23 protein-coding genes and 2 pseudogenes are annotated in these 24953 nt (G+C 42.5%); 12 read left to right on the forward strand and 13 right to left on the reverse strand.

Going from position 1 to position 24953, the window contains the following annotated elements:
• Nucleotides 1-46: 46 nt before the first annotated feature.
• Entirely contained in the window at nucleotides 47-289 is a 243-nt protein-coding gene (locus MSWH1_RS12355) for a thioredoxin family protein (RefSeq protein ID WP_048128934.1), read from the reverse strand.
• 164 nt (nucleotides 290-453) lie between these two features.
• On the opposite strand from MSWH1_RS12355, the gene dph5 reads away from it, so the two are divergent.
• From dph5 to MSWH1_RS12385, 6 genes are all read left to right on the forward strand, one after another.
• A complete protein-coding gene (dph5, locus tag MSWH1_RS12360) occupies nucleotides 454-1254 on the forward strand; it encodes a diphthine synthase (protein ID WP_048128936.1) in 801 nt (266 codons plus the stop codon).
• Between the two features lie 58 nt (nucleotides 1255-1312).
• Nucleotides 1313-1594, forward strand: coding sequence for a DUF357 domain-containing protein (locus MSWH1_RS12365; RefSeq protein WP_048128938.1), 282 nt, complete (start codon nucleotides 1313-1315; stop codon nucleotides 1592-1594).
• A gap of 486 nt (nucleotides 1595-2080) precedes the next feature.
• Nucleotides 2081-2470, forward strand: a complete 390-nt coding sequence (locus tag MSWH1_RS12370) for a DUF555 domain-containing protein (protein ID WP_048128940.1) — start codon at nucleotides 2081-2083, stop codon at nucleotides 2468-2470.
• Between the two features lie 252 nt (nucleotides 2471-2722).
• On the forward strand, nucleotides 2723-3610 hold the full coding sequence (locus MSWH1_RS12375; RefSeq protein ID WP_048128942.1) for a carbohydrate kinase family protein: 888 nt from the start codon (nucleotides 2723-2725) through the stop codon (nucleotides 3608-3610).
• Between the two features lie 41 nt (nucleotides 3611-3651).
• The gene (locus MSWH1_RS12380; protein ID WP_048130521.1) at nucleotides 3652-4323 is read left to right on the forward strand and encodes a diphthine--ammonia ligase; all 672 of its coding nucleotides are present in this window, start codon (nucleotides 3652-3654) and stop codon (nucleotides 4321-4323) included.
• A gap of 785 nt (nucleotides 4324-5108) precedes the next feature.
• Nucleotides 5109-6353, forward strand: a complete 1245-nt coding sequence (locus MSWH1_RS12385; protein ID WP_048125153.1) for an IS110 family transposase — start codon at nucleotides 5109-5111, stop codon at nucleotides 6351-6353.
• Between the two features lie 602 nt (nucleotides 6354-6955).
• Here the strand turns inward: MSWH1_RS12385 and MSWH1_RS12395 are convergent.
• The 6 genes from MSWH1_RS12395 to MSWH1_RS12420 all read right to left on the reverse strand — a co-directional run bounded on the left by MSWH1_RS12395 (nucleotide 6956) and on the right by MSWH1_RS12420 (nucleotide 13110).
• Nucleotides 6956-8092, reverse strand: a complete 1137-nt coding sequence (locus MSWH1_RS12395) for a DUF362 domain-containing protein (protein WP_048128946.1) — start codon at nucleotides 8090-8092, stop codon at nucleotides 6956-6958.
• A 185-nt stretch (nucleotides 8093-8277) separates the two neighbouring features.
• A complete protein-coding gene (gene nadE / locus MSWH1_RS12400) occupies nucleotides 8278-9270 on the reverse strand; it encodes an NAD(+) synthase (protein ID WP_082088138.1) in 993 nt (330 codons plus the stop codon).
• A gap of 94 nt (nucleotides 9271-9364) precedes the next feature.
• Complete coding sequence (locus tag MSWH1_RS12405; RefSeq protein WP_048128951.1) at nucleotides 9365-10381, reverse strand: hypothetical protein; 1017 nt, start codon at nucleotides 10379-10381, stop codon at nucleotides 9365-9367.
• The gene (locus MSWH1_RS12410; RefSeq protein WP_048130523.1) at nucleotides 10362-11840 is read right to left on the reverse strand and encodes a class I adenylate-forming enzyme family protein; all 1479 of its coding nucleotides are present in this window, start codon (nucleotides 11838-11840) and stop codon (nucleotides 10362-10364) included. Before MSWH1_RS12410 ends, MSWH1_RS12405 begins: the two co-directional genes overlap by 20 nt.
• A gap of 5 nt (nucleotides 11841-11845) precedes the next feature.
• Nucleotides 11846-12040, reverse strand: a complete 195-nt coding sequence (locus MSWH1_RS12415) for an acyl carrier protein (protein WP_231591778.1) — start codon at nucleotides 12038-12040, stop codon at nucleotides 11846-11848.
• Between the two features lie 389 nt (nucleotides 12041-12429).
• Nucleotides 12430-13110, reverse strand: a complete 681-nt coding sequence (locus tag MSWH1_RS12420; protein WP_048128955.1) for a 4'-phosphopantetheinyl transferase superfamily protein — start codon at nucleotides 13108-13110, stop codon at nucleotides 12430-12432.
• Between the two features lie 516 nt (nucleotides 13111-13626).
• On the opposite strand from MSWH1_RS12420, the gene MSWH1_RS12425 reads away from it, so the two are divergent.
• A complete protein-coding gene (locus tag MSWH1_RS12425; RefSeq protein ID WP_231585456.1) occupies nucleotides 13627-14346 on the forward strand; it encodes a CDGSH iron-sulfur domain-containing protein in 720 nt (239 codons plus the stop codon).
• Between the two features lie 383 nt (nucleotides 14347-14729).
• Here the strand turns inward: MSWH1_RS12425 and katG are convergent, their stop codons facing one another.
• Entirely contained in the window at nucleotides 14730-16928 is a 2199-nt protein-coding gene (gene katG / locus MSWH1_RS12430; protein WP_048128959.1) for a catalase/peroxidase HPI, read from the reverse strand.
• 555 nt (nucleotides 16929-17483) lie between these two features.
• On the opposite strand from katG, the gene MSWH1_RS20910 reads away from it, so the two are divergent.
• Together MSWH1_RS20910 and MSWH1_RS20275 are read left to right on the forward strand one after the other, a co-directional pair.
• Entirely contained in the window at nucleotides 17484-17657 is a 174-nt protein-coding gene (locus tag MSWH1_RS20910; RefSeq protein WP_369798605.1) for a transcriptional repressor, read from the forward strand.
• A 559-nt stretch (nucleotides 17658-18216) separates the two neighbouring features.
• A pseudogene (locus tag MSWH1_RS20275) lies at nucleotides 18217-18459 on the forward strand (hypothetical protein); the annotation flags it as partial.
• Between the two features lie 143 nt (nucleotides 18460-18602).
• On the opposite strand, the gene MSWH1_RS20915 reads toward MSWH1_RS20275, so the two are convergent.
• Nucleotides 18603-18854: a pro-sigmaK processing inhibitor BofA family protein gene (locus MSWH1_RS20915; RefSeq protein WP_048128961.1), complete on the reverse strand. Its 252-nt coding sequence runs from the start codon at nucleotides 18852-18854 to the stop codon at nucleotides 18603-18605.
• Between the two features lie 317 nt (nucleotides 18855-19171).
• On the opposite strand from MSWH1_RS20915, the pseudogene MSWH1_RS21005 reads away from it, so the two are divergent.
• Nucleotides 19172-19420, forward strand: a pseudogene (locus tag MSWH1_RS21005) (hypothetical protein); the annotation flags it as partial.
• A 260-nt stretch (nucleotides 19421-19680) separates the two neighbouring features.
• Here the strand turns inward: MSWH1_RS21005 and pyrF are convergent.
• Both pyrF and MSWH1_RS12450 read right to left on the reverse strand, forming a co-directional pair.
• Nucleotides 19681-20346: an orotidine-5'-phosphate decarboxylase gene (pyrF, locus tag MSWH1_RS12445; RefSeq protein WP_048128967.1), complete on the reverse strand. Its 666-nt coding sequence runs from the start codon at nucleotides 20344-20346 to the stop codon at nucleotides 19681-19683.
• 4 nt (nucleotides 20347-20350) lie between these two features.
• On the reverse strand, nucleotides 20351-21304 hold the full coding sequence (locus MSWH1_RS12450; protein WP_048128969.1) for a deoxyhypusine synthase: 954 nt from the start codon (nucleotides 21302-21304) through the stop codon (nucleotides 20351-20353).
• A gap of 689 nt (nucleotides 21305-21993) precedes the next feature.
• On the opposite strand from MSWH1_RS12450, the gene MSWH1_RS12455 reads away from it, so the two are divergent.
• Nucleotides 21994-22635 carry an ATP-binding cassette domain-containing protein gene (locus MSWH1_RS12455; protein WP_048128972.1) on the forward strand — a complete coding sequence of 214 codons (642 nt, stop codon included), beginning with the start codon at nucleotides 21994-21996 and terminating at the stop codon, nucleotides 22633-22635.
• A gap of 182 nt (nucleotides 22636-22817) precedes the next feature.
• A complete protein-coding gene (locus tag MSWH1_RS12460; RefSeq protein ID WP_048128974.1) occupies nucleotides 22818-23612 on the forward strand; it encodes an ABC transporter permease in 795 nt (264 codons plus the stop codon).
• Between the two features lie 41 nt (nucleotides 23613-23653).
• Here the strand turns inward: MSWH1_RS12460 and MSWH1_RS12465 are convergent, their stop codons facing one another.
• A complete protein-coding gene (locus MSWH1_RS12465) occupies nucleotides 23654-24046 on the reverse strand; it encodes a co-chaperone YbbN (RefSeq protein WP_048128977.1) in 393 nt (130 codons plus the stop codon).
• A gap of 430 nt (nucleotides 24047-24476) precedes the next feature.
• On the reverse strand, nucleotides 24477-24911 hold the full coding sequence (locus MSWH1_RS12470; RefSeq protein WP_231585458.1) for a hypothetical protein: 435 nt from the start codon (nucleotides 24909-24911) through the stop codon (nucleotides 24477-24479).
• Nucleotides 24912-24953 lie beyond the last annotated feature (42 nt).

Here is a 24953-nt window from a genome sequence, read left to right on the forward strand (position 1 = left end):
CCCAGAATCCAAAAATGAGTTAAAAAAATAAAGTTTTAACGCGCCTTCACGTAATGCGAGCTATAGCATCGGCCTTTTTGGGAAGACCCGTAAAAGCAGGCTCACCATCGATAAGAGTTGTAGGAACCCCGACTATGCCATACTTATCAGTAAGAGCCTGACCCTCCGGGGTCTCTACATCAACTTCCTCATACTCGAAATCGTATTCCGATTTAAGACCTTTCCAAAACCTGCGTGTTGCCGGACATGCCGTGCACCAGGTGGCGTGAATGAGCGTAACCTTTACCATAAAAAGACATCTCCAATAAATACAATTATAAGCCTTATTCCTGTTATTAGTTTTTAAATATAAATACGTTGAGTGTATCCGTAAATCTGTAAATAAATCCTCAGATTCCCCGGATAAGCCTGCGGCGCCAAAAGCTTTAAACTAATGAGCTCCTAAAGCGGGTTATGCTCACATTTATAGGGCTGGGACTTTTTGACGAATACGATATTTCCTTAAAAGGACTTGAGGCTGTCCAGGAAGCTGACATTGTATATGCTGAGTTCTATACTTCCTGCCTCATGGGAACAAACCCTAAAAAAATGGAACATCTCTACGAAAAGAAAGTCCATTTACTCTCAAGGGAAGATGTGGAACAGCAACCTGATTGGCTGAATGAAGCAAAAGACAAAAATGTCGTATTTCTCACAGGTGGAGATACAATGGTCTCCACAACTCACGTTGACCTGCGCCTCAGGGCCGAAAAGCTCGGGATAGAAACCCGCCTGGTTCATGGGGCGTCCATTACCTCAGCAGTCTCGGGGCTTACCGGGCTTCAGAACTACCGTTTCGGAAAATCCGCAAGTATCCCGTACCCCTACGAAAGCAGGCGAGGAGCCAGGATTATTTCGGAAACTCCCTATGATACCATAAAACTAAACTCCGAACTTGGTCTCCATACCCTTGTCTTTCTGGACATCGACAAAGATAAAGGGTATATGACCGTCAATCTTGCGCTTGCACTCCTGCTGGAAGTTGAGAATAAAAGAAGGGAAAAGGTAATGGACAGGGCTGTTGCTGTGGGAATCGCAAGAGCAGGCTCTGAGAAACCCGTGGTAAAAGCTGACTACGCAGAAAACCTGAAGGATTTTGATTTTGGAAAGCCTCTTCATATCCTGGTAATTCCCGGAAAACTGCATTTCCTTGAAGCTGAAGCTCTTGTGAAACTTGCAGCCGGTCCTGAGAAACTTATGGAAGGGATTGAATAAGATCAAATAAAAAAACCGAGAGAATAAATACTGTTAAAAGGACTCCCTGGTGGTCAAGATGCCTGCCGATTTGAATGAAAAGGTCAACCGATACGAGGATCTGTTAAAAAGGGCCCTGCAGAAAGCAAAGTATGCTCCAATCCCCAATTCCCATATGCGTGCAGTAGCAGAGGATTACTACACAATGGCAGAAGCCTATTATAAAGACGGAGTCTACTTTCTTGAGAACAGAGATCCTGTAAACGCCCTGGCTTCTTTCAGCTATGGACACGCCTGGCTTGATGCTGGGGCAAAACTCGGGGTCTTTGCTGTAGATGACGAGACTCTTTTTACGATATAAGAGACCTAAAAGAACAGTACTGGAATAAAATAATCGGAAATATAGTAACCCTTACATAGATATAGGAATAGAAGGTAAGGAATCCTGAAAACGAAACCTGAAAAGTTAAAAAAATTAATAAACAAAAAACGCACATGAATTCTTTGAATAACAGGTACACATAATTAAAAGTTGAAAGATTAAAGAATATTAAAAGTTGAAAGATTAAAGAACATTAAAAGTTGAAAGATTAAAGAATATTAAAAGTTGAAAGATTAAAGAATAATAAGAAGTAAAAAGTTAAAACTTATAACTGAAAGTTGAGATTTTAAAAGCTTAAACTGAAAAAACCATATCATAAGTAAAGTTTATAAATACAAACGCTTATTCGAAGCCAAAACAATTAAAATAATCAATGTACTTTACTCTACTCTTTAAATATTGTAACATTTTCCCTGCTCCGGGAATATCTTAAAAACGTATACTGAATAACTACGGTGGACAATTATGAAGAACTTTCATGTGGTACTTGAAGCAGCTTGGTTGGTTAGAGATGTAAAAACGGCTGATGATGCAATAGGAGTTGCGATTTCCGAGGCTGGAAAACGCCTGAACCCCAAACTGGATTTTGTAGAAGTTGATGTGGGAACTACGTCCTGCCCGGCATGCGGTGAGCCTTTTAGCAGTGTTTTCATAGCGGCAAATACTGCTCTTGTAGGGCTTATTTTTGAAATGAAGGTTTTTGATGCCGAATCTGCGGAACATGCGGAAAGGATCGCAAAATCCGTCATAGGAAAGTCTCTCCGTGACATCCCGTTGACAGTTGTCGAAGTCACGGAATTCGAACGGTCAGTCGAAAAAAGCGAACAGCAGCAGAAAGGCAAGGCAAGCAAATAAACAGGTTTCCTTCCCTGAACCTGTTGAAAATGACGGGGCAGAGGGAGGAGTGCCTGCAAGGCTTCTTCTCAGACAGCTCTTCCGTAGCCCGGGGTTAAAAAACCGCTGGTAAAAAAAAGCTTTTATCACGACAGAAATGAATAAATCAGTGATTTTATCTTTTCCTGAGTTTTACTTTACTTATCTTTCAAAAATATATTCTATCCCAAAACTCCCGGGCTCCTCCCAGACCCGCAAAAAAGAGGAAACTGTATGGACAGTATAATTTCCGTAGTGGGGCATACTGCCCTTGATTACATCGTCGATGTTGAAAAAATAGCCGAAAAAAATGAGTCTTCCCCTGTAATTGACTATGAAGAATATCCTGGTGGAGGGGCTGCAAATATTGCAGTTGCCATCGCAAAGCTGGGGGGAAAAAGCCAGCTGATATCTCCTGTAGGCACGGATTTTTCCAGCTCGGGATATGAAAAACTTCTTAAGGAAGCATGCGTTGACCTCTCCCGCCTTTACAGTATTGAAGACTTGAAGCTTTCCAAGGCTTTCATTTTCACGGACAGGGAAGACAACCAGGCCACCTATTTTTACTGGGGGGCGTCCTCAAAATTCAAAGAACTTGAGCCTGAATCTGCAGATTTTGTCCACCTGGCGACAGCAGATTGCGTCTACAATGCAAAGATAGCGCAGATTGCAGATTTTGTTTCCTTTGATCCTGGACAGGACCTGGTGACTTACTCAAAAGAAAAACTTGAAACAATCCTTGCCAATACTGATATCCTCTTTGCAAACCGGCACGAAATTAAGCGGGTTTCAGAGATGACTGGAAAAAGTTTTTCCGAACTCAGGGCTATGATTGATGTTATTGTTGTAACATATGACGCGGAAGGCAGCAGAATTTACACAGACGATGGCGAGTGGGCAATTCCTGTAGTTTCCGTAAAGGCTGTAGACCCTACAGGAGCAGGAGATGCTTACAGGGCAGGTTTTCTGCTGGCTTACACCAGAGGTTATTCCCTTCCCACATGCGGAAAAATAGGATCAACTGTAGCTTCCTTTGTCGTACAGACCCGAGGCTGTCAGACAAACCTTCCAACCTGGAAAGAGATGAAATCTCGCTATGAAGCCAGCTTCGGAGAATTATAACCTGGAAATACTAAAAAATAGGAATATAGAAGAGGATGCAGATGAAACTCGCAGCACTGATTTCTGGTGGTAAGGACTCGATCTTTGCCATTCACAAAGCCTTTGAAGAGGGGCATGAGGTCACCCACCTCATCAATATTATCCCCGCAAGAGATGACTCCTATATGTATCACTCAGTCAATCTCCATATGGTAGAACTGATGTCTGCCGCCAGTGGAATCCCATTGATCCAGCAGCAGTCCAGTGGAATCAAGGAACTTGAGCTGGACGACCTTACCCTTGCTCTGAAGAAAGTGAACGTTGATGGAGTATCTGTAGGCGCTATTGAGTCACAGTACCAGGCAAGCAGAGTGCAGAAGATCTGCGATTCCCTCGGGCTTAAGGTCTATGCTCCTCTCTGGCACAGGGACCCTGAAGAGCTCCTGAATGAGATGGCAAAAGTTCTCGATATCAGGATTGTCAGAGTTGCAGCCGATGGTATGGATCAGTCCTGGCTTGGCCGTCCTATTAATGTGAACTCAATCGAAAACCTCAAAGCCCTGAATCGCAGGTATATGGTTCATATGGCAGGGGAAGGCGGAGAATACGAAACCGTAGTCCTTGATGCTCCTTTCTTTAAAAAGCGCATAGAAATAGTAAAAAGTGAAATCGAGTGGGAAGGCGACACAGGCTCTTTAAATATCCTGGATGCAAAACTGGCCGATAAGACCTGATTTCCCACAAGCAACTGTTTTCTCATAACTGGCAAAAGCCCGATGCAGCCCCATTCCTGCATTCGAACTTTCCAGTTCTGGCGAATCTGTGCAGGCAGAAGTTCTGTGAAATTCCGTAAACATCTCAATGAGTTTGTTTTTAATTAATTCCTGTCATCTCTTAGAGCGTGTCTTGAAATTCAAACCATTTTTACAGTTGGATAGTTGTCATTGCTGACTTTAAATTCAGACTGTAAATTTATTACATCAGGCCTACTCGCTCGATGTATGAAAGCAAATACATTAGACATCATGGTTAAAATTTACACTTCCGGATTAATGTTTCCGATCCCTTCAGGTATGCGATACCCTGTTATCCAACTATCTCAGCTTGGTTTTCACATTTTGGGTTGTGGTGACAGTATCTATTATTAAATTAACTTAATACAAAAAATAGTTTAGCAGAATCAACAATTGAAAAATATATAAAAGTTGACTCTTATATCCCATGAAATTAAGATTTCATAGGTATTACGCTTCTTCCTATAAAACGCATATGAAATTCTTCGAATAACAGGCACAAAGAAATGAAAGTACTTTTTTTTCCTTACCTTTTTTACCTATCAACCTCATCATTCTCTTGGGCAGTAAGGTTGTACTTATTTTGGTTCTTTGAAGCCGTGATAAAACTAACCAGTGAATTGCCATCGAAGGCTCAAATGTGACTTTGATCACGGATGCTAAATTGGCCTTTGAGGCAATTCTACTGCCCAAATTAATTTGGTGATCTAATTTGGTGATCTAAATTGGTTGAAGTCATTAACAAAGCTTGTGGTTTAGACATTCACAAACTCTTTTTCATTGCTACAATCCTCAGTAGATCTGGTGAAAAACAGCAACAATATTTCTCTAGAACCCCTGACGAAATTTTAGCTTTTAAAAACTGGGTTATATCAGATAAATGTGACGTTGTTGCCTGTGAATCAACGAGTGACTTTTGGGTTCCGATTTATGATGCGTTGATAAAACATCTACCTGTTATAGTTGGAAATGCCCGAGATATGAAGGCGTTTACACACAAAAAAACAGATAAGATCGATTCCGAATTCATCGCACAACTTGCATTGAATAATATGATTCAACCATCAAGAGTTTTCCCAAAAAACCATAGAACATTTCGTTCATGTATCCGGCTTCGCCATAACCTTGTACAAAAAAGAACAGATATAAAAAATGAAGCTCACGCCATACTCGCACCTGAAATGTTTAATCTGAAGAATGTGCTAACAGATATTTTTGGTAAGAGTGGTAGAGCAATTCTATCAGGAATTTGTTCAGGTAAAAGCGTTGACCAGATTATAGCAAGCCTTTCCCCAAATGTTCGTAAAAAAAGTGATCAGATAAGGGAAACTCTGGACAGAGAAATCTCTCAAGGTGCTGCATTCAGGCTTCAGATCTGTCTGGATATCATAAAGCATCTTGACAATGAAATCAAAATTTTGGAAAAAGAAATATTCAATTATGCTTATAAAAATCATAAGCAAGAAATGGAAATTTTAATGTCTGTTCCAGGAATAGGAGAACTTGGAGCGGCAACTCTTATTGCTGAAATAGGCGATTTCAAAGATTTTTCTTCAGGGGATAAGCTTGCTTCATGGCTTGGCATAGTTCCGAATGTGTACCAATCAGCGGATAAATACCATAACGGAAGAATCACTAAGAGAGGATCTAAGGAAGCAAGGTGGATTCTAACACAGATTGCTCAGGCAGCAGCAAGAACAAAAAATAGCAGGTTAAAAGAGTTTTTCAACAGAAAAAAGAAGTCGATTGGGCATTCAAAGGCAATTATTGCCCTGGCAAGAAAAATTGCAACAATTATATGGCATCTGATCACAAACGAGGAGATGTATGAAGATGAAACTGGATATAAAAAGGGGGAAATTCAAAAGAGAAAGATAGTGGAGACTGAGATATTCTCAGTTGATGAAAGGATCAAAATAATGAGTGAAATATATGTAATTGCGAGAAATGAAGAAAGAGAGAGTACGTGAGGAAGATCTCCTCATATACTTTCATGCTAAATAGTATACATGGCAATTTTTGCAGAGTCTGCTTTCCTCACACACCTGCTGTTAGATGATGTAACTACAGGATACTGTTATTATCTCTATCCGCTTTATAATAAACCTCTCAGTGTATCCTCAATGATGACTACAGAATTCACAGGGACTGGCTTTTTTCATTATCTGATCGCATCTTTTGTATCTGTTTTCTGCATATTCGTTGTAATATTAATGGCACTATTCGCTTTGAGCCAATTTGGGTTTGAATTCAGTTACAGAGCTGAAAAATGATTCCGGATCTGGTGATATACTGAACAAAAAACTCGTAAATCAGGTTTGGAGATCATCTACGCCATCAAGCTTTTTGACAACTCGAGCCGGATAACCCAGAGCAAGACTTTTTGGAGTGATATCCCGGTTAACTACGGAGCTGATTCCTATTATGGAGTTTTCCCCGATCTCTACCCCCCGGGTAATTATGCACCCCGGATTTACATAATTCCCCGCCTGATTTTATGGGAGCTATAGTCCTCGGATACGCCTGTCCTGTGGTCAGGTTGCCTCTTGAATTATCTTCTCATGTGATAGCCTTATCGGATTCTACTTCGGGTTATAATTTTTAGGAGTAAAGACTTTTTTATTTCTACTGCATCATTCGGGCACATTTCACGACAGCAGTAGCACTGAATACATTTTTGCTGGTTGATTTTAAGTGTCCTGCCCACTTCCTCAATTGCATGCGCTGAACAGTTCATAACGCAGGCTTTACAAAGCACACAGTTTGAAGTGTTTATAAAAGGTTTTACAGTTAACTGTTTTCGAAGAATTCCAATTACAAAAGGCGGCAGGTAAGCCGTAATCCCGCCTTCCGACCTTTTGAACCTGACCTTTACTTCTTCCAAAGGTATGCCAACAACCTCCGGATGTTCAGCTCCAAACCCTCTTGAAAGTGCAGCTTTGCTTGTAGGAACTTTTAAAGGATCGATTCCGATGAGCTCAGAGGCTACAATATCCAGAGCTACACAGTCATAACTTGCCATGACCACGCCTGCAAAGACAGGTGTGCCGTTCGAGGGGCCATTCCCTTCCATTCCAATCACCCCGTCCATAACTGCAAGATGAGGCTTGGCGATAGAGTAAATATCAACAACTGCGTGCCCAAAACGGTCACGGTATTCCAGGGCATGGGCCTGTTTTCTTATTTTCTGAGGCACTACCCCAAAGAAGTTTTTGACAGCCCCTGTATAGAGTGTTAGTTCGTGCGTCTTGAGTTTTGGAAGTGAGATTACCACATCGGCCTCAAGGACTGCTTTTGCTATGTACAGGCGTGGGAAATACCTGGCATTGGGAACAGATACCTCGGTGTAACCTGAGGTCTCGAAATTGATAAGCTCTGCACCGAAAGCGGATGCGACACCTTCAATTCCCGATGCACGAAAAGCTTCCGAAGTTGTGGTATAACCTGGTTTCGAAATCCCTGACCCGTCTCCTATTACAGGAATACCTCCCGCCTCCAGGACTAGTTCACACATCGCGGATACTACTGCAGGATGAGTGGTGACCGCGTCCTCCGGAGTCCGTATAGCAAGCACATTGGGTTTAAGAAGCACACGATTGCCCGGAGATATAACGCTCTCAAGCCCGCCTATCAGGGCGAGTGCCTCCTTAATCGCACCTTTTACATGTGAATAGTCTGGGCAACGTACAATGGAAACTCTTGTGTTCATAAAACCTCAGCAGGAAATCCGTTAAATCTTCAGATTTAGTGGGTAGTTGATTCTTATCCGTCTTAATTGCTGATCAGGTTAACGTTGGCTCCAAATGTTGATTTTGTTGGCCGGTAAGAGGAAAAACTTTCAAATGATTTTTCTGGAAGGGCCCACATTTAATCTAAGTATTTGCTCCATGTGAATTACATGTCCAGATAGAAGATAGGCGGAGCAGCCCTTATATACTCGGTGGTATCTTTTACCCTCTCAATGTGCTTCCAGGCTTTTTCTATAGTATCTCTGGGCATACCGGTGTTCTTTTCAGTAATCTCTAAAGACAGTTTATGTTCCTGGGCATACAGGAGCTGGTCTATAATGTGCATGGGCATACGCCAGTAGAACTCCTCATCAGTCGTATAATGGCTCCAGGTGTCGGCACTTGGCGGACGCTTTATAATTTCCTCATTTACCCCGAGGTGTTTTGCCAGAGCATAGATCTGAGTCTTGTAGCAATCTGCAAGAGGCTCGAGGTCTACGCCACCGTCCCCGTATTTCACAAACTGACCAAGGACAAGTTCGGTCTTGTTGGTTGTGCCGCACACCACGTAATTCATCTTTTCGGCATATATATATTGGACTACCATTCTTGATCGCTGTTTGACCCCCTGCAGCCCAATCAGTTCCAGATAATCATTTGCTTTCAACCTGTGCTTGGCAACCGTTTCCCCGTCTTTTATCAGCCTGATATGAGGAACGTTCAACAATCCCTGATTCAGGAAATCAGGCAGCACGAGTGAGGTTTTATGTATTTTGGGGTCGTATTCCGGACAGGTCTTTTTTATAATCTGTTCCTTTTTGTTGTAAATGTCAAGAGCTTCAATGATTGGAGAAATAGGAACTTCCTCATATGAAACTCCCAGGTTTTCACAGACTTCTGCCCCCAGAATTTTGCTTGAAGGAGCCGATTCTTTTTCCGGAAGAAGTAGACCATATACGTTTTCCTTTCCGAATTCCTGTACGCAAAGCGTAAGAGCTACAGCTGAATCAATACCCCCCGAAACCCCTAAAACCACTCCTTTTTTCTTAAAAGCCGTGACCTGCTCTCTTATAAAGCCCCTGAGTCTTTCAGCAAGCTTATCAGCATCTCTGTTGAGTTCTTCCTTTATATTAACATTAAGTTCTTCCTTTACCTGCATATTATTTACTCCTAAAATGATTGAAATGTTTATTTTTAAATGATTGGACTGTAATTCAAAATCAAATCGTTTAAATAAAATAGTTTAATCATGTTTAAGAGTCTTTTATATTCAAGTTAAGTTTCTCTGCAACTTCCTCTATAAGAAGCGGCGATAGTTCCTGGTTAAGTTTTTCCAGTCCTTCTTCCCTTGGCATTTCCCCACTTCGGACAAGTCCTGCTATGTCAAAGGCATATGGATGGAAGCCGTACTTTTTGAAGTGGTTGTAGCATGCAAAAGAATTCAGTGTACAGTTAGTTGAATTGCTGTCATTGAGGTCAGGAGCTTTCCACCCGAGCCCTATTATTGTTTCAAGCACTTTATCCTCACTATATTCCCAGAGACAGAGAGGGTGCAGCATGAATGGAGCAATCTCCCCTATATTTTTAATGACTTCATTTTTTATAAGGAACGTCTCATCTTTGTCATCAATACCTATTTTTTGAAGCTGCTTTTCAAAAAGGTTCCTTGACCATTGTATGAAATTAGCTGACAGATTGATTATGGGCTTTGGAGACTGTCCTGCTGTAAAAGCAAATATAATAAAAGGAGCGTTCTGAACTATGGCCTGTTCCAGCAATTTCTGCTTAATGACGCTGATGCAGATATTGCATATGTCGCTTGCCCTGTATTTGGCAAACTTCGGGAAAGCATCATAGGATTCGGCTGCCTTTCGGAAGAGCTCGTACAGGACCTCTGTTTCCATTGTAAGCTTAAAATAGTCGCATCCTGCAATCTCACACATTTTCTTTGCATTTACTACGGCATAATCTGAAGTGAACCCGTTATCAAACTGGACAGCAAGTATTTTTAAGAAGGGATAGTCTTTTTTGAGTTTGTAAAGGGTGTATGAAGAGTCTTTTCCACCTGAAAGTGCAAATATCACATCATAATTGCCCTTGCCGCTGTATTCGTTAAAGAGTTTTTCAATCCTGTTGAGATACTGCTCCTTTTCCTGTGAAGAAAGAGGAACGTAAGTCTCACAGAAATGGCAGATACCGCTTTCTTCGTTAATTTCTATACCTGGAATATCCGAATCCAGAACACACTTTTTACATACTCGCTTTGACATGCTGATACTCCTCTATAATGGACCTGTTGGAGATTTTCCCGTTCTCGTTCAGCGGAAGATGGTCAATGAATAAGATCTCTCTGGGGTATAGGTAGCCTGGCAGGTTCTTCCTGCAAAAAGCAAAAATTTTATCGACTTCGGTTTCCTGATTTGGTATGACCATGAGGCTGATCGCATTACCCATAAGCTCATGGGATATAGGCACAACAAAAACACTGGAGACCTCATTGTTCATCTCGATCTCTTTCTCGATCTCTCTCGGGTTAACCCGGTGGTCACCTATTTTTATGAGGTCGTCCTTACGGCCAAGGAGCTTGATGTATCCGCCTGAAAGTTTCTGTGCCAGGTCCCCTGTATGCATCCACCCATCGAGGATCTTCTGTTCAGTTGCTGCTTCATCATTCAGGTAACCCAGAAGGATATTGTCTCCTCTGGCTACAAGCTCGCCTGTGTTACCAGGATCTACTGGCCGGTTTTCAGAGTCAAATACTTCAAGTACAACCCCTGGAATAGCCTTTCCTATCGTATCGATAAATTCGTCTACGTCTTCTGCTGGCAGGTAGGCAAGCCTTGCGGTGGCTTCGGTCTGGCCGTACATTGGCAGAATCTGCGTACCCGGACTTAATTCTCTTATATTCCGTACAATAGCCCGGTCCATGGCTCCTCCGGCAGATGCAGCGGTCCTGACATTTGCAAAGGATTTTTTGAACCTTTCCGGGTATCTGAGAAGAATACGATAGGTGCTGGGTACTCCATAGAATATGGATACTCCGGATTCAATGATATTGAAAACTGGTTCTATGAAATTCATTGTTCCAGTATGGATTGACCCCCCGGCCATCAGGTGGGAATTGATTATTGAATTCCCGAAGGCGTGATGAGGAGATATTACCAGTGCTGCTTTATCTTTTGGGGTTATGTTCAGAACCTCGATTATTGATCTGGCATTTGAGACCAGGTTTTTATCGCTTAGCATAACTCCTTTTGGAGTGCCTGTTGTGCCTGATGTATAAAGCACCAGCCTCAGCTCGGGATTATTTCTCTCGAGTATCACTCTTTTGCTGAGAGTCTCCACTGCAGTATCATCTGATACAACGATCACAGTTCTAAAACGCTCAAAAAATCCATCTCCAAATCGTAAGTACTGTCTTTTCGTTGCAATTATGTTATTGATGCGTGCAGTGTCAAGGATTCGTTCGAGGCTTAACCCTGGCAATTCGATTGGCAGGGGTATTGCAATGTTGCCTGACCGATATACTGCCATAAGTATCTTTATGTAATGCGTACCGGACTCAGCCAGTATTGCAAATCCGCAGTGCTCAAAGTCAGTCAGAGACGAGGCAATTGTGCTTATATCCTCATCAAGGCAGCTGTAAGAAATGGACTTTTTGCCCTCTTCCAGAGCAATTTGATGAGGGGTATTTTTGGCGTGTTCAGCGATATAAGCATCAATTCTCATAACCTTCACTTCGTCAGTCTGATTATCAGATTAGTGATCCCCTGTAAAGTATCGAAATTCTCCGGAGTTAGCATATCTTCGGGAATTTCGATAGAATATGTTTCACAGATATAGTCTATCAATTCGAGTAAACCGATAGAATCTATGATGCCGTTCTGGGTGAGCGAGTCACTATCCTCAAGAACAGTTTCTCGCTCCATGAAAGAATTGTCCTTCAAATAATCAAGTATGCTATTTTTTATCTGTTCCATATAATTTTACCCCTTTACTCAAATTAGATTATTAATTGCAAATCACACACACTTTGTCAATAGTAATTGAAAGCCCTGCAGTTAATTATGTAATAAAACTATATAAGTAATTTGAAAGATTTCCTTGCTGGAAGAAAAGCATTGGGATAAAAGAAAGTCAAAAGAGCTTAAACACATCAGGTTATGGTACGCGATTCAAAATGGAGTCCATACAAAAAAAGTAGTTATGTTCAGAAAAAAATAGCGATTCCGACTTTAGGCATGTTTATCAGGACTGAACTCTTCTCCGGATTTTAATCTGTTTTTTCCGGTATATAAGGTTATCAAACACTCTTGCCTCAAAAATTGTTGATTTTCTCAAGACGGCTTATATTAATAGTATGTAGATTCGAGTCAGTAATGACAGAAAGGATGTATTTATTGTCTAATAGATAGCTTGAATAAAAAATCTGATTGAAATCTGGCTCTTTGCTGAGAATTGATAACATGGTTTTATTAGTAAACTTACAATAGGCCTCTTTCAGAGTCCACATCGTCAAAATGTCTGTATCACTCATAGATTTATCAGTATCTGAAGATGATGTTTGAAGGTATTTTAAAGTATTTTTTAGTGCCATTGGCCTTTTAATTTCTACATCAATACCAACCTTAACCTTTGAAATTGCAAGAGTTACGATATTTTCAGAGTAGGATATGCAGATATGCAACTTTTTATGGTTGAGTATATGGACTTCTCCAAACTCGTCTTTATAAGTAGAGATATCCTGGACAGAACTTTTGTTAAAGAGATAGTATAAAATATGTTTCAAAACCGTTCTGGAGACAATATATCTTTTTTTGAAATATATGGTTTGAAGTTTTTCCAGATATTCTCTTTCGATGTTGTTGAGACATTCCATACTCAGTGTGTCATAATTATCCGGATCAATAAGAAAGATAAGAACATCATTGTGTTCCCATAAGTGAGGGATGTTTTCCGGAGGAACTGAAGAGAGTGTCATTAAATTCTCAGTATACATGCATGCAGCTCAAGGTGTGTTTACTACAGTTACGGGAGTTAACTGTATATAAAACTGTATATTATATCCTACATTCGCAACGCCCATATCATCGAAATAGATCGCCCGCTTGGTTAATTTGGATATACACGATGAATCGCTCCCGTCCCACTCTTACTATTACCTATAACTACAAAAGAGTAGATTATTCTGAGACCTGTAGATTAGTGCTTTTAAGCTTGGAAAAAAGGTACTCAGTTAATGTCTATAACCTCAAAGTATAACCGAATTGCATCTATTTATGAGCTGATAGATTTGCCTCTTGAGATTTTCTTTTTCCGGAAATAGAGATAAAAAACACCTTTAAACTTGAATAAGAAGGCATTGAAAGTCGGAGTAAGGACTGGAAGGAATTTGAAGTTCTATTCATCTCATTACTCGATAATGAATCGGAAAAACATAGATATTATCAATGAGGCGAATAGTCAGACTAAACATCCAGTACTGCATTATAAGAGGTAATGGGAGACTATTATTATGGCAGTCAATGAGGACGAGATGAGGATTAAGATAATCAAAGCCGGACCGTATCGGGTTACAGGTGGAGTGCCGCTTTTCGAACAGGTAATTGTCATCGACGACGCTGGCCACACCAGAAAATTAATTGATATAAAGGAATACCCTCAGAAGGAAGCCTATATCTTATGCCGCTGTGGCTCATCCAAAAACAAGCCCTTCTGTGATGGGACCCACCGTAAGATCGGTTTTGACGGTAGTGAAACTGCCAGCAGAAAGCCTTACCTGGAAAAGGCGGAAACTGTTGAAGGTCCTGATCTAAAACTTACCGATGCCCATGAGCTCTGCGATCATTCCCGTTTCTGCCAGCGGGCTGGAGGAATAAGGGATCTCATACAAAAATCCGATGACCCGGAAGCCCGACAAACCGCTATAGAGGAAGCCATGATCTGTCCGTCGGGACGGCTGGTCCTGTGGGACAAGAAGACAGGCAAGCCCTTTGAAAAAGAATTTGAAGCATCTATTGTACTGGTTCACGACGAACAAAAAGGTTGTGAAGGCCCCCTTTGGGTTCGAGGCGGTGTCCCCATTGAATCTGCCGATGGCAGCATGTACGAATCCCGGAATAGAGTAACCCTCTGCCGCTGTGGGAAGTCAGAGAACAAGCCCTACTGTGACGGCAGCCACTGGATGAACAGCCAGCAGAAGCTCGAGTTCAGGAAGAAATGGGGCCTGAAATGAGTGAGTTCTTTGATTCATAGAGATTGTTAACTTGCGGAAATAATAATCTCACATAACAATCAGGCAATCCAAAAGCCAAAATGTAGGCAATCAATGGGCGATTCCGTGATAAAAAATAGAGAATTCGAGGATATTCTTCTTTATTTCAAAATATCCTCAAACTTCTTCTGGCTCTACATATGTTGCCAAAGTCCATCAGCCTGCAACAAATTTTCGATTGCACGTCTCTGAATAGCTGGAATGGTGACATGGCTCAGATCGGCCACAAGTTGCCAATCATATGTTTCTGCTCTGTCTTGTCAAGTGCCCGATACCTTTCTCCAGCCTGAGCAAAGTCGTTTGTTTTGAAGAGCTTCAAGCCCATGGTGACGTTTATGCTACGATCAGGCGAGGTCGAAGCGATCAAGGTTCATTACCTTTGTCCAGGCCGCCACAAAGTCCTGGACAAACTTCTCCTGTGCGTCTGCGCTTCCGTAAACTTCGGCCAGAGCCCGGAGCTGGGAGTTCGAACCGAAGATGAGATCAACACGCGTGCCGGTCCACTTGACTTCGCCAGTCTTGCGATCACACCCTTCAAATATGTCCTTGGCGTCCGATATCGCCTTCCACTCCGTGCCCATGTCAAGTAGGTTCACGAAAAAGTCGTTGGTTAGCGTTTCTGGTTTCTGGGTAAAAACACCGTGCTGGGTCTGCCCGAAGTTGGTATTCAGCACGCGCATGCCGCCAACGAGCACTGTCATCTCTGGTGCGGTCAGTGTCAGCAATTGCGCCTTGTCAACCAGCAACGCCTCGGCTGATACGGTGCATTGGGTCTTGAGGTAGTTGCGGAAACCATCCGCGACCGGTTCGAGTAATGCGAAAGAGGCTACATCGGTCTGTTCCTGAGAGGCATCCATGCGCCCTGGCGAGAAGGGGATCGTCACATCGTGACCAGCATTCTTCGCAGCCTGTTCGACGCCTGCACAACCGGCCAGAACGATCAGGTCAGCAAGTGAGACCTTCTTGTCACCAGAAGCCATGCTGTTGAACTCGCTCTGGATACCTTCGAGAGTTTTCAGCACTTTCGCCAGTTCGGCCGGCTGGTTGACTTCCCAATCCTTCTGCGGCGCGAGGCGAATTCGTGCACCGTTCGCACCGCCGCGCTTGTCGGAGCCACGGAAGGTGGACGCCGATGCCCAGGCGGTCGAAACCAGCTGCGAGATCGACAGCCCAGAGGCAAGGACCTTGCCCTTGAGGGAGGCAATATCTTTCTCATCGATCAACTTGTGATTGACCGCGGGGATGGGGTCTTGCCAGATGAGTTCTTCGGCAGGAACCTCCGGACCGAGATAGCGGGCGCGTGGACCCATGTCGCGGTGCGTCAGCTTGAACCACGCGCGTGCGAATGCTTCCGCTAATTGATCTGGGTTCTCGTAGAAGTGTCTTGAAATCTTTTCGTAGGCAGGGTCGAACCTCAAGGAAAGGTCAGTGGTCAGCATGGTTGGCGCATGGCGCTTGGAAGGGTCATGGGCATCCGGAATCGTGCCGGCGCCGGCACCATCTTTTGGTTGCCATTGATATGCACCAGCCGGGCTCTTCGTCAATTCCCATTCGTAGCTAAAAAGGATCCGGAAGAAGTTGTTGCTCCACCTCGTTGGCGTGTTGGTCCAGGTGACCTCCAGGCCGCTGCTGATCGTGTCACCACCTTTGCCGGTGCCGAAGCTGCTCTTCCAGCCAAGGCCCTGTTCTTCGATACTGGCTGCTTCTGGCTCAGGCCCGACATGGGACGCAGGACCAGCACCGTGGGTTTTGCCGAAGGCGTGACCCCCAGCGATGAGTGCAACGGTCTCTTCGTCGTTCATGGACATGCGAGCGAAAACCTCGCGGATATCCTTGGCCGCCGCGATCGGATCCGGGTTGCCGTTCGGGCCTTCCGGATTGACATAGATCAGTCCCATCTGCACGGCGGCGAGTGGATTTTCGAGGTCTCGGTCACCGGAGTAGCGTTTATCCCCACCCAGCCATGTGTCCTCGGAGCCCCAATAGATGTCCTGATCCGGCTCCCAGACGTCCTCGCGACCGCCTCCGAAACCGAACGTTTTGAATCCCATCGTTTCCATGGCGACGTTGCCTGCAAGAATCATGAGGTCGGCCCATGAAATCTTCCGGCCATACTTCTGCTTGATCGGCCAGAGAAGGCGACGTGCCTTGTCCAGGTTGACGTTGTCCGGCCAACTGTTGAGCGGTGCGAAGCGCTGCTGGCATCTCCCACTCCCGCCGCGGCCGTCACCGGCACGGTAGGTGCCGGCGCTGTGCCATGCCATGCGAATGAACAAAGGACCATAATGGCCGAAATCCGCCGGCCACCAGTCCTGCGAATCGGTCATCAGCGCCGCGAGATCTTTTTTCACAGCCGCCAGGTCGAGGCTCTTAAACTCTTTTGCGTAATTGAAGTCCTCGCCCATCGGGTTGGACTTGGAAGAGTGCTGGTGCAGGATTTCGAGCTTCAACTGGTTTGGCCACCAGTCGTGGATCGAAATGTCTCTACTGATTTCTTGTTTGTTTGCTCTGCCCGTCACAGGATTTTTTCTGTCGTCAGTCATAAAGTTACCCACCATTGATTAAAAATTCAAGACCAAATCTCTAGTCTAGTAGCAATCTCTTCGATCTTGCCTCCTCTTGGAAGAATCTTGCCTCCTCTTGGAAGAATTGAGTGCCGATTACTAGAGGGCTTAATTTCAGTTCGCGTTATAAGAGCTTGAAATTTTCACATGCTGTTTTGCCATGTCTAATTTGTTATCTTTTAAGATCTGAACGGCATAAGCCTCCTTATAGGCTTCATCATAATACAGTTCATGTCAAGCCCATCAGCTATGATTTCAAACAGTTATTCTCTTGTCGAGTTTGCCTTTTCAACCCAGGAAGTTCGTTACTTTAGGTCTTCGATCCCGATTCTGGCTATATTTACCCCTTTAATAATTACTAATCTATCCTTGAAGAACTTATTCCAATTAATATTCAATTACTATAACCACAGATTTCTATTTAATATTGATTATTAATAATAATGAGCTACCAATAGCCTTCAGGACTCAGACTCATCCATAATCAAAGCTCTCCGCGGAAAAGGATACAGGACTACGCCCCAGAGAATAGCGATCGGTCAATTATTTCTCCACAATCTTGCCTACCTGGCGGTTCAGAGAATTTATAACGAAGTCAAGAAGGTCTATCCAGTATTCGGTCTTGCAACAATTTATAAAACTGTTCATACCTTGAAAGAGGCAGGTTTGATCCAGGAATTGAATTTAAAACAAATCAGGCAGATTTGATCCCAATATGGAGCCACACGCGCATCTGGTTTGCCTCCAGCGCAAAAACATCAAAGGCTGCACAGACTCCATGATTTCTTAAATTGTGGATCGGATATCGAATGAAGCAGATTTTTCTGCTGGAGAATGGAATTTTAACATATTTGGCATTTGCAGTAGCTGTGAAAGGAAAGCAGTAAAGCAGTAAGGATAAGGCCTAGAATGATGGCGGCAAAGAGTGGTGCGAAAAAATCTCAATTCTTAGCTCTCACTTTTCCAACCTCTTCCAAGAAATCCTGATAATGTCTCATGCTTTTTAAAGAATCATATCCCTGGAGACTACAAACTGTAGATTCTAGAATTCCAGCTTTTATTATCCAACTTTCTATAGTCTTTCGCGTGGTCTTCGCAGAGAGCCAATAAGGTTGAACTCCGCAGCTTCAGCCCATTTTCTAAGGTCCCTTTCCAAACACTTTCTACAGGAGGCTTGGGAGCTCAAAAAAAGTACTCAAGAATATCAAAATCCTTGACATGACTTCTCAATCCCATTATGGATAATCCTGTGCAGTCCCTGTAAAATATACCTTACCAGTTTCCTCTCCTTGATAAACGTGAAGAGATTCTTGCTCTGTGTGCCTCAAACCCTGAAGTAATTATTTACACTGAGAGTCTTTGATCACAAATAAAAAAGTATAGTGAAATATTACAAGCCTTAGAGGCTCGCTTAAATCAAAACAGCAGAAACAGCATAAACAGCAGTAAACTTCCTTCTACTGATTTTCATGTGAGAGAGAAAACTAACCCAAGAGCCGCCGTGAAAAAGTTTTTTCCCTATTAATGTAGTGTTTCTTGTTGCCAGCCTGAGAACGATAGAGCCATAAAGAAGCCGAGGAAAGCAAACAAAGAACCTATGACATCTGCTTTGCTCGCTAAACACGTGTTGTTCTCGATTATTTCAGTGTTCATTTATCCTACAAAGGCGATCTGGAAGTAGCTAAGTATGATCACAATTACTGCACCAAAGACGCCACCAAGTGCACAAATAAGTATCGTCCATATAGATATCGCGACTTGTAAACCAAGGAATTTTGCTATGTACAGAATTACTAAACCAATAATGGCATTGATTGCAAGGCGAATAAAGCTGCCAAACAATTTGAACAAAAGTAATGCTATAATTACCGCGATGACTAAAACGATAATTTCTGCCAACACCATAATATGGTATTTTTGTCGTTTTAGTATTAGGACTTAAGCGGTGGAAGCATTTTTGTAAATTGTATTAAAATACTTCTTTCAATATAATATCTATGATATAACCAAAAAATCATTAAGTTAATGAAATAAATCCCCCTAAACGTATCGAACTTGATTACATCAACTTTCTCATTACTTCTCCGCGCGTATTTAGCTGAACTGAAGCTTCTAAGTGCAGTTTTATAGACTGGAATAGTCCTGCTCATGATTCTTTTACTCATCTTCTTCTAAGACAGCCTCTGGGCCCGGAGGCTTTATAGGAAGAGGTCAAGGATTTTGTCACTCCAGAAGTTGGGTTTCTTATTATCGATGATACCACTCTCGATAAACCTTATTCCAAACACATAGATCTTGTTTACAGGCAATGGAGTGGCAAACATCATCAGATTGTAAATGGCATCAACCTTGAAACTGTTATCTGGACATATAATTGGACATATAATGATGCTATACTCCTTGTTGACTTTAGAATTTACGAGATAGACACTGAGGGAAAAACAAAAAACGATCACTCCCTAGATATGTAGAACAAGGCTAATCAAAATGTGAAATACTAGACAGAGTCTTGAAATAATCAAAATATGAAAATTGTATTCTTGGGTTCTGAAAAGCTACGAAGAATTGCTGCTGTTATTATAATACAATGGAATAATACAATGGAATTAGTCTCGTGCCTCAGAACTCATAGGGCTCATCATGTAATCAGCCAGATTTTTCATCACAGGCACGTAATTGAGATTATAAGTGTATTTTAAAAAAGCTGCCTCTTTAAGAGAAAAATATACTTTCAGTACTCTCCTCTGAGCTCAGCCTGAATTTCCTCAGCAATCTCACGTGCAGCTTCTTTAGGAGACTCTGCTTTGTAGATGCTCCTTCCCACGATTACCCAGTCTGTCCCTGCAGCAATCACGTCCGAGGCTTTTCCTCCCTGGGCACCTACTCCGGGAGATATAATGGTGAGTTTGTCCCCGATGATCCTCCTGATTTTCCTCACTCTTTCGGGACGGGTGGCCGGGGCGACAAGCCCGAAAGCTCCCGCTTCAAGGGCCATCTTTGCAATTGATTCTGCGGCTGGCTGCAGGAACTCGGCTCCCCCAGGGTGGCTCATTTCGCTTACAACGAAGACGTCCTTTCTGTATTCGGAAGCAATTTCAATGCAGGCATCAAGGCTGTCTCTGCCTGTAAAGCCCTGAACGATGACCGCATCAGCTCCGGCTTCAAAGACCTGATCGCAGATAAGGCGGTTGGTGTTGGGAATATCGGCAACCTTGAAATCGGCTATTACCGGGGCAAACTCGGCAAGTTCCCTGATGATCCCAAGCCCAGTGGTAAGTATGAGAGGGTAGCCTACCTTTATTGCGTCCACGAATTCCCAGACGTCTTCTGCAATCTTCAGCGCTTCGTCCCTGTCGGTTACGTCCAGGGCAAGGATCATACAGGTATTCTTTTCCATCAGATCATCTCTTTGAAAGGCGCGTCCGCACAGCGGAAACTATGAGCGGGAGAGTGATTGTTGAATCTGCATACACGGTTACTGATTTTGCATTTTCCCCGACCTTTCCCCAGGACTGGGCTTCGTCAAGAGTTGCCCCACTCAAACCCCCTGTTTCCGGGTGGTCCATTGTTAGCTGGATTGCGTAATCAAAGGACCTGGGAGTTACAAGCATGGACTGCAGGATGTAGTTTTTGGGGACCCCACCTCCAAGCAGCATAGCGCCTGCACTTTCAGTCTCAAAGCAGATTTCCATGAACTCGTGCATATCCGCAAAAGCATCCACATGAAGAGGGTTTCCTTCCTTATAGAGCCAGGCCTGAAGCCCTATTACTGAGTCCTGAAGTGCAGGGCAGTAGACCGGCACACCCATTTCGGCTGCGGTCTTGAGAATGGAGGAGTCATCGTCAAGATTCTTCCCGATCTCGGTAAGGACCTGCCTGATAGAGAGTTTTTCCTGTGGAAGCCCTGCATAAACGCCCTGTAGGAACTCTTCAAGGTCAGTAAAGTGCTGGTCAGGGAGGTAAACATCATAGATCCTGTCAATACATTCGTGCCTGAGCTGGATATCGTTTGTGCAGTCTGAGCCTTTATAATGATGAAGGCCAAGAGCCTCAACCGTGTCATGAACCATATTGGCTCCGGTTGTAACAAGTACATCGATATGCCCGTCGCGGATCAGGTCTGCAATAATATTCCTCATGCCTGCAGGTGTCATCGCCCCTGCAAGCCCGAAAAACTTCGTAGTTTTTTCTGAAGCCAGCATCTCATAATAGATGTCCACGGCTTTAGCCAGCCTACCTGCTCCAAAGGCACAACCGGCGTACTCCCTCACAAGTTCATCTACGGTCATATTCGAAACTATCTTTGCGCCTTTGACCGGAGTTGTAAGATTTTTAGCAGAAGCTTCAAAGTCCATTTTTTTTCCTCATAGATTATAAGACTATAAGACATAAATTTATGAAAAATATATTTCTATTAAAGAGTTATTATATTAAATTGTAGATATATTAAAAGGTAATTATATTAGTGCGTAATGTACCAAAATAAATGTTCGGGGGTAAGAAGATCTGTAAAGTTAGACACTTATAATGGTCTATAATGATGCCCAGAGTAATGTATATATTGGTATCGTAATGATGTCTGTAATTATTGATACCTAAATAATATCTATCCTATGCCTTTAATGATGGTATTGATACCTAAATAATACCTATCTTATGCCTTTAATGATGGTATTGATACCTAAATAATACCTATCCTATGCCTTTAATGATGGTATTGATACCTAAATAATACCTATCCTATGCCTTTAATGATGGCTGTGAATAAGACTGGTATGTGACACTAAGGTCAGCATGCCGACACTAAGGTCAGCATGCCATATGTAGCATTTTATTTGAAGTTTATCTATTCTGCAAGTAATTATATGGAACTACTTATATGAATTAATTTATGTGAACACCTCTGTATAGATAAACTTTCTCTTATCCGGACTGCAGGAAATAAACGTTTTCTACAAAAAGGAAAGAAAAAAGTAAAAACCTGCAAGAAATAGAGGAGATATATAAAAAAAGAGATTGGTACAGGGAGAAATAAGGGGCAAAAATGCAGGATGAGATTATAAGGTACGAAAACGCTGGTATATCTTTCGGAAGCAAAAAAATACTTTCTAATTTTACTCTTTGCATTCCGAAAGGGAAAAAAATCCTTATGAAAGGAAAATCAGGAACTGGCAAATCAACTCTGTTCAAAATACTCCTGGGATTTAAAACACTTTCAGAAGGTTCAGTTTATTACAGGGGAAAGTCTCTAAACCCTCAGGTAGCCTGGCAGGTCAGAAAAGAGGTAGCTTATGTTTCTCAGGATACAGACCTGGGGGAAGGACCTGTAAAGGACCTGCTTGAGGAAGTTCGTTCTTACAGGCCTAACAGGGAAAAAATAGCCCCTGAAAAACTCCAGATTCTAATGAGAGAACTTGAACTGGAAAAAGACATCCTTGAAAAAGATTTTGAAACCCTTTCCGGAGGAGAAAAGCAGAGGATAGGAATCCTCATAGCCCTGCTACTTGAAAGAGAGATTTTCCTGCTTGATGAGGTAACCTCGGCTCTCGATGCCGGGCTTAAAAAAAAGGTTGCTGATCAATTCCTTAAACACAACAACTGGACTCTCTTTGTAATTTCGCATGACACCGAATGGGAAAGGGATGGAATTGAGATTGTGACCATAGGAAACAGTAAATCTGATTGAAAAATTATCCATAAGGATCAAGGGATTGGACTAAAACTATCCATAAGGATCAAGGGATCTGACTTAAAACCATTGCAGGAAGTGCAGCGCCCTTCCATATTAATCTGAATGGGTTGAATCTTAAAAGAATGATTAAATAACCTGATAAAAAACTGTACAATAATCAAAAGAGGAATTTTCAGATGGCAAGCCCCGATATATCGATACCTTCCCTGATATTCTGTTTTCTGCTGCTTGTGATTCCTCTGGCAATCAGTTACAGAATTAAGCTCTACATCTCCCGAAAAACCATATATTCAGTTGCTCGCATGACAGTCCAGCTGGTAATGGCAGGCGTGTTTTTGACCTATGTTTTCAAGCTGAATAATGGAGCTTTGAACCTGGCATGGGTTATGGGAATGATTACAATTGCAAGCTACACATCCATACGTAATGTCGAACTCAAAATGAATAAACTGCTTTTGCCGGTCATACTTTCCTTTACGGCAGCAAATTTAAGCGTGCTGCTTTACTTCAACGAATTCGTGCTTGACCTTGGAAACTTGCTGGAAGCCCGCTACCTGATCCCCATAGGAGGCATGATTCTTGGGAACTCTCTCAGGGGCAACATTGTGGGCATGGGAGAATTTTACGAAGATATCCGCAGAAACGAAAACAGATACCTTTACAGCCTTTCTCTTGGGGCAAGCAGGTATGAAGCCCTCATACCCTATATCCGGAAATGTCTTCGCTCTGCACTCAGGCCTACCCTTGCCAATATCGCAACTGCAGGAGTTGTCTTCCTTCCCGGAATGATGACAGGGCAGATCCTTGGAGGAACAAGCCCTATCCTTGCAATCAAGTACCAGATTTCAATCATGGTTGCTCTTTATGTGGCTACATCCATGAGCACTACCTTTAGCATCCTCAGCACTATCCAGACCACCTTTGACGAATACGGGCTGGTAAAAAAAGAAATATACAGGGAAAAAAAGTGAGAAAAAAAAGAGAACAGGAAACATTTGACCTGATGTGCTGGTTATGCATATCCTGTAATGTCCTGCCCTATTGGAGTGGTTTTTCTTATGCATTCCTCACCATGCTGTATCATATCCCTGATCGCGTTCTTCAGTATGGAAGGATAAATCTGGCCTACCTGTTCCCACACCGGTTTTCCATGGCAGAAAAACTTGAATGTAGGCGTGCCCTGGACCCCGTATCTTTCTGCAGTCCAGGGATTTGTTGTCACATTTAGCCTGACAAAAACTGCCGAAGCCCTGTATTCTTTTGCATACTCCGCAAAATGTGGTTCCATAGCTTTACAATACGGGCAGACAGGGCTGTAAAACATTACAATAACAGGTTTCTCAGAACCTTCCACCTGTTGTCCCCAGGTCGCATCCTCAATTTCAAGCATATAACTTTCGTCCAATCAATTACCCCCTTAAATTATGAGATCAATGAATTAAATTCAGGAATGAATCGGTCCTTGGTTTTTGATGGATATGTGTTTTTTCAGTAACAATACTTTATGTCATATTAAATCAATATTTATGCCTTCATGGAATTAAAATACATTCATCTGCAGATTCAGGATTGTGAAGAATTTGTATTAATGGGTTAGTGAAGAAAGAGGAGAGCAGGATCTAAAATAAGTAGAAAAAGATTAAGAAACTAAAGAAATAAAAGAATTTTAAGGAATAGAGAAGGATTAAGAAAAAGCTAGTGAACAGAACTGGAAAATCAGTTCTGTCTTTTTTTGGACACAGTAATTCATCAGACAGTTACGCCTGGCTTTTTACCCTTCGGTAAAAACTTCAGAGCGGGTTAGATACTAGAATTCTACCGGCATTGCTTTCTGTTCAGACGTCCTTACATTCATATTCCGGGTTCATAGTCTCGTCGAAACATGTACTGCAGATATATTTGTCATCGAGGCATGTTTCTTTGAAATCTACTCTGGGACCTCCCGGTTTTGTGGTTGCTTCCTTAAATACATAGAATTTTTCGTTAAATTCTATTGGCTGTCCGCACCTTGTACATACAAAGGGAGGATTCTCAACCGAATCAATAGCACATTCTATGCAGATTATATCGGTTTTCTCCCCGTGAACATCCTTGAACTCAATTGGTTTCATGTCAAGACTGGTATCTACAACCAGCACATCTTCCTGTAGTTCCCGACCACAAATATTACAATACTCTTTCATTGTGTCGCCTCCTTTCATCAGAGGATTCCTCACAAAACCCTGTGCTGAGCCTACAAAAGATTTTATACTTTCTGTATTTGCACTCATTAAATTCCCCATTTTTAGCCTATTTATCCATATCATACCAAA

The organism is Methanosarcina sp. WH1 (assembly GCF_000970005.1).
GTDB lineage: Archaea > Halobacteriota > Methanosarcinia > Methanosarcinales > Methanosarcinaceae > Methanosarcina.

Coding starts and splice junctions, on each gene's coding strand:
- MSWH1_RS12365 (WP_048128938.1), top strand. CDS start 1,313: ATGCCTGCCGATTTGAATGAAAAGGTCAACCGATACGAGGATCTGTTA.
- MSWH1_RS12415 (WP_231591778.1), bottom strand. CDS start 12,040: ATGGAGCGAGAAACTGTTCTTGAGGATAGTGACTCGCTCACCCAGAAC.
- katG (WP_048128959.1), bottom strand. CDS start 16,928: ATGACTGACGACAGAAAAAATCCTGTGACGGGCAGAGCAAACAAACAA.
- MSWH1_RS12355 (WP_048128934.1), bottom strand. CDS start 289: ATGGTAAAGGTTACGCTCATTCACGCCACCTGGTGCACGGCATGTCCG.
- MSWH1_RS12370 (WP_048128940.1), top strand. CDS start 2,081: ATGAAGAACTTTCATGTGGTACTTGAAGCAGCTTGGTTGGTTAGAGAT.
- MSWH1_RS12410 (WP_048130523.1), bottom strand. CDS start 11,840: ATGAGAATTGATGCTTATATCGCTGAACACGCCAAAAATACCCCTCAT.
- dph5 (WP_048128936.1), top strand. CDS start 454: ATGCTCACATTTATAGGGCTGGGACTTTTTGACGAATACGATATTTCC.
- MSWH1_RS12405 (WP_048128951.1), bottom strand. CDS start 10,381: ATGTCAAAGCGAGTATGTAAAAAGTGTGTTCTGGATTCGGATATTCCA.
- nadE (WP_082088138.1), bottom strand. CDS start 9,270: ATGCAGGTAAAGGAAGAACTTAATGTTAATATAAAGGAAGAACTCAAC.
- MSWH1_RS12395 (WP_048128946.1), bottom strand. CDS start 8,092: ATGAACACAAGAGTTTCCATTGTACGTTGCCCAGACTATTCACATGTA.
- MSWH1_RS12450 (WP_048128969.1), bottom strand. CDS start 21,304: ATGGACTTTGAAGCTTCTGCTAAAAATCTTACAACTCCGGTCAAAGGC.
- MSWH1_RS12460 (WP_048128974.1), top strand. CDS start 22,818: ATGGCAAGCCCCGATATATCGATACCTTCCCTGATATTCTGTTTTCTG.
- MSWH1_RS12470 (WP_231585458.1), bottom strand. CDS start 24,911: ATGAGTGCAAATACAGAAAGTATAAAATCTTTTGTAGGCTCAGCACAG.
- MSWH1_RS12455 (WP_048128972.1), top strand. CDS start 21,994: ATGCAGGATGAGATTATAAGGTACGAAAACGCTGGTATATCTTTCGGA.
- MSWH1_RS12420 (WP_048128955.1), bottom strand. CDS start 13,110: ATGTATACTGAGAATTTAATGACACTCTCTTCAGTTCCTCCGGAAAAC.
- pyrF (WP_048128967.1), bottom strand. CDS start 20,346: ATGGAAAAGAATACCTGTATGATCCTTGCCCTGGACGTAACCGACAGG.
- MSWH1_RS12375 (WP_048128942.1), top strand. CDS start 2,723: ATGGACAGTATAATTTCCGTAGTGGGGCATACTGCCCTTGATTACATC.
- MSWH1_RS20915 (WP_048128961.1), bottom strand. CDS start 18,854: ATGGTGTTGGCAGAAATTATCGTTTTAGTCATCGCGGTAATTATAGCA.
- MSWH1_RS12425 (WP_231585456.1), top strand. CDS start 13,627: ATGGCAGTCAATGAGGACGAGATGAGGATTAAGATAATCAAAGCCGGA.
- MSWH1_RS12380 (WP_048130521.1), top strand. CDS start 3,652: ATGAAACTCGCAGCACTGATTTCTGGTGGTAAGGACTCGATCTTTGCC.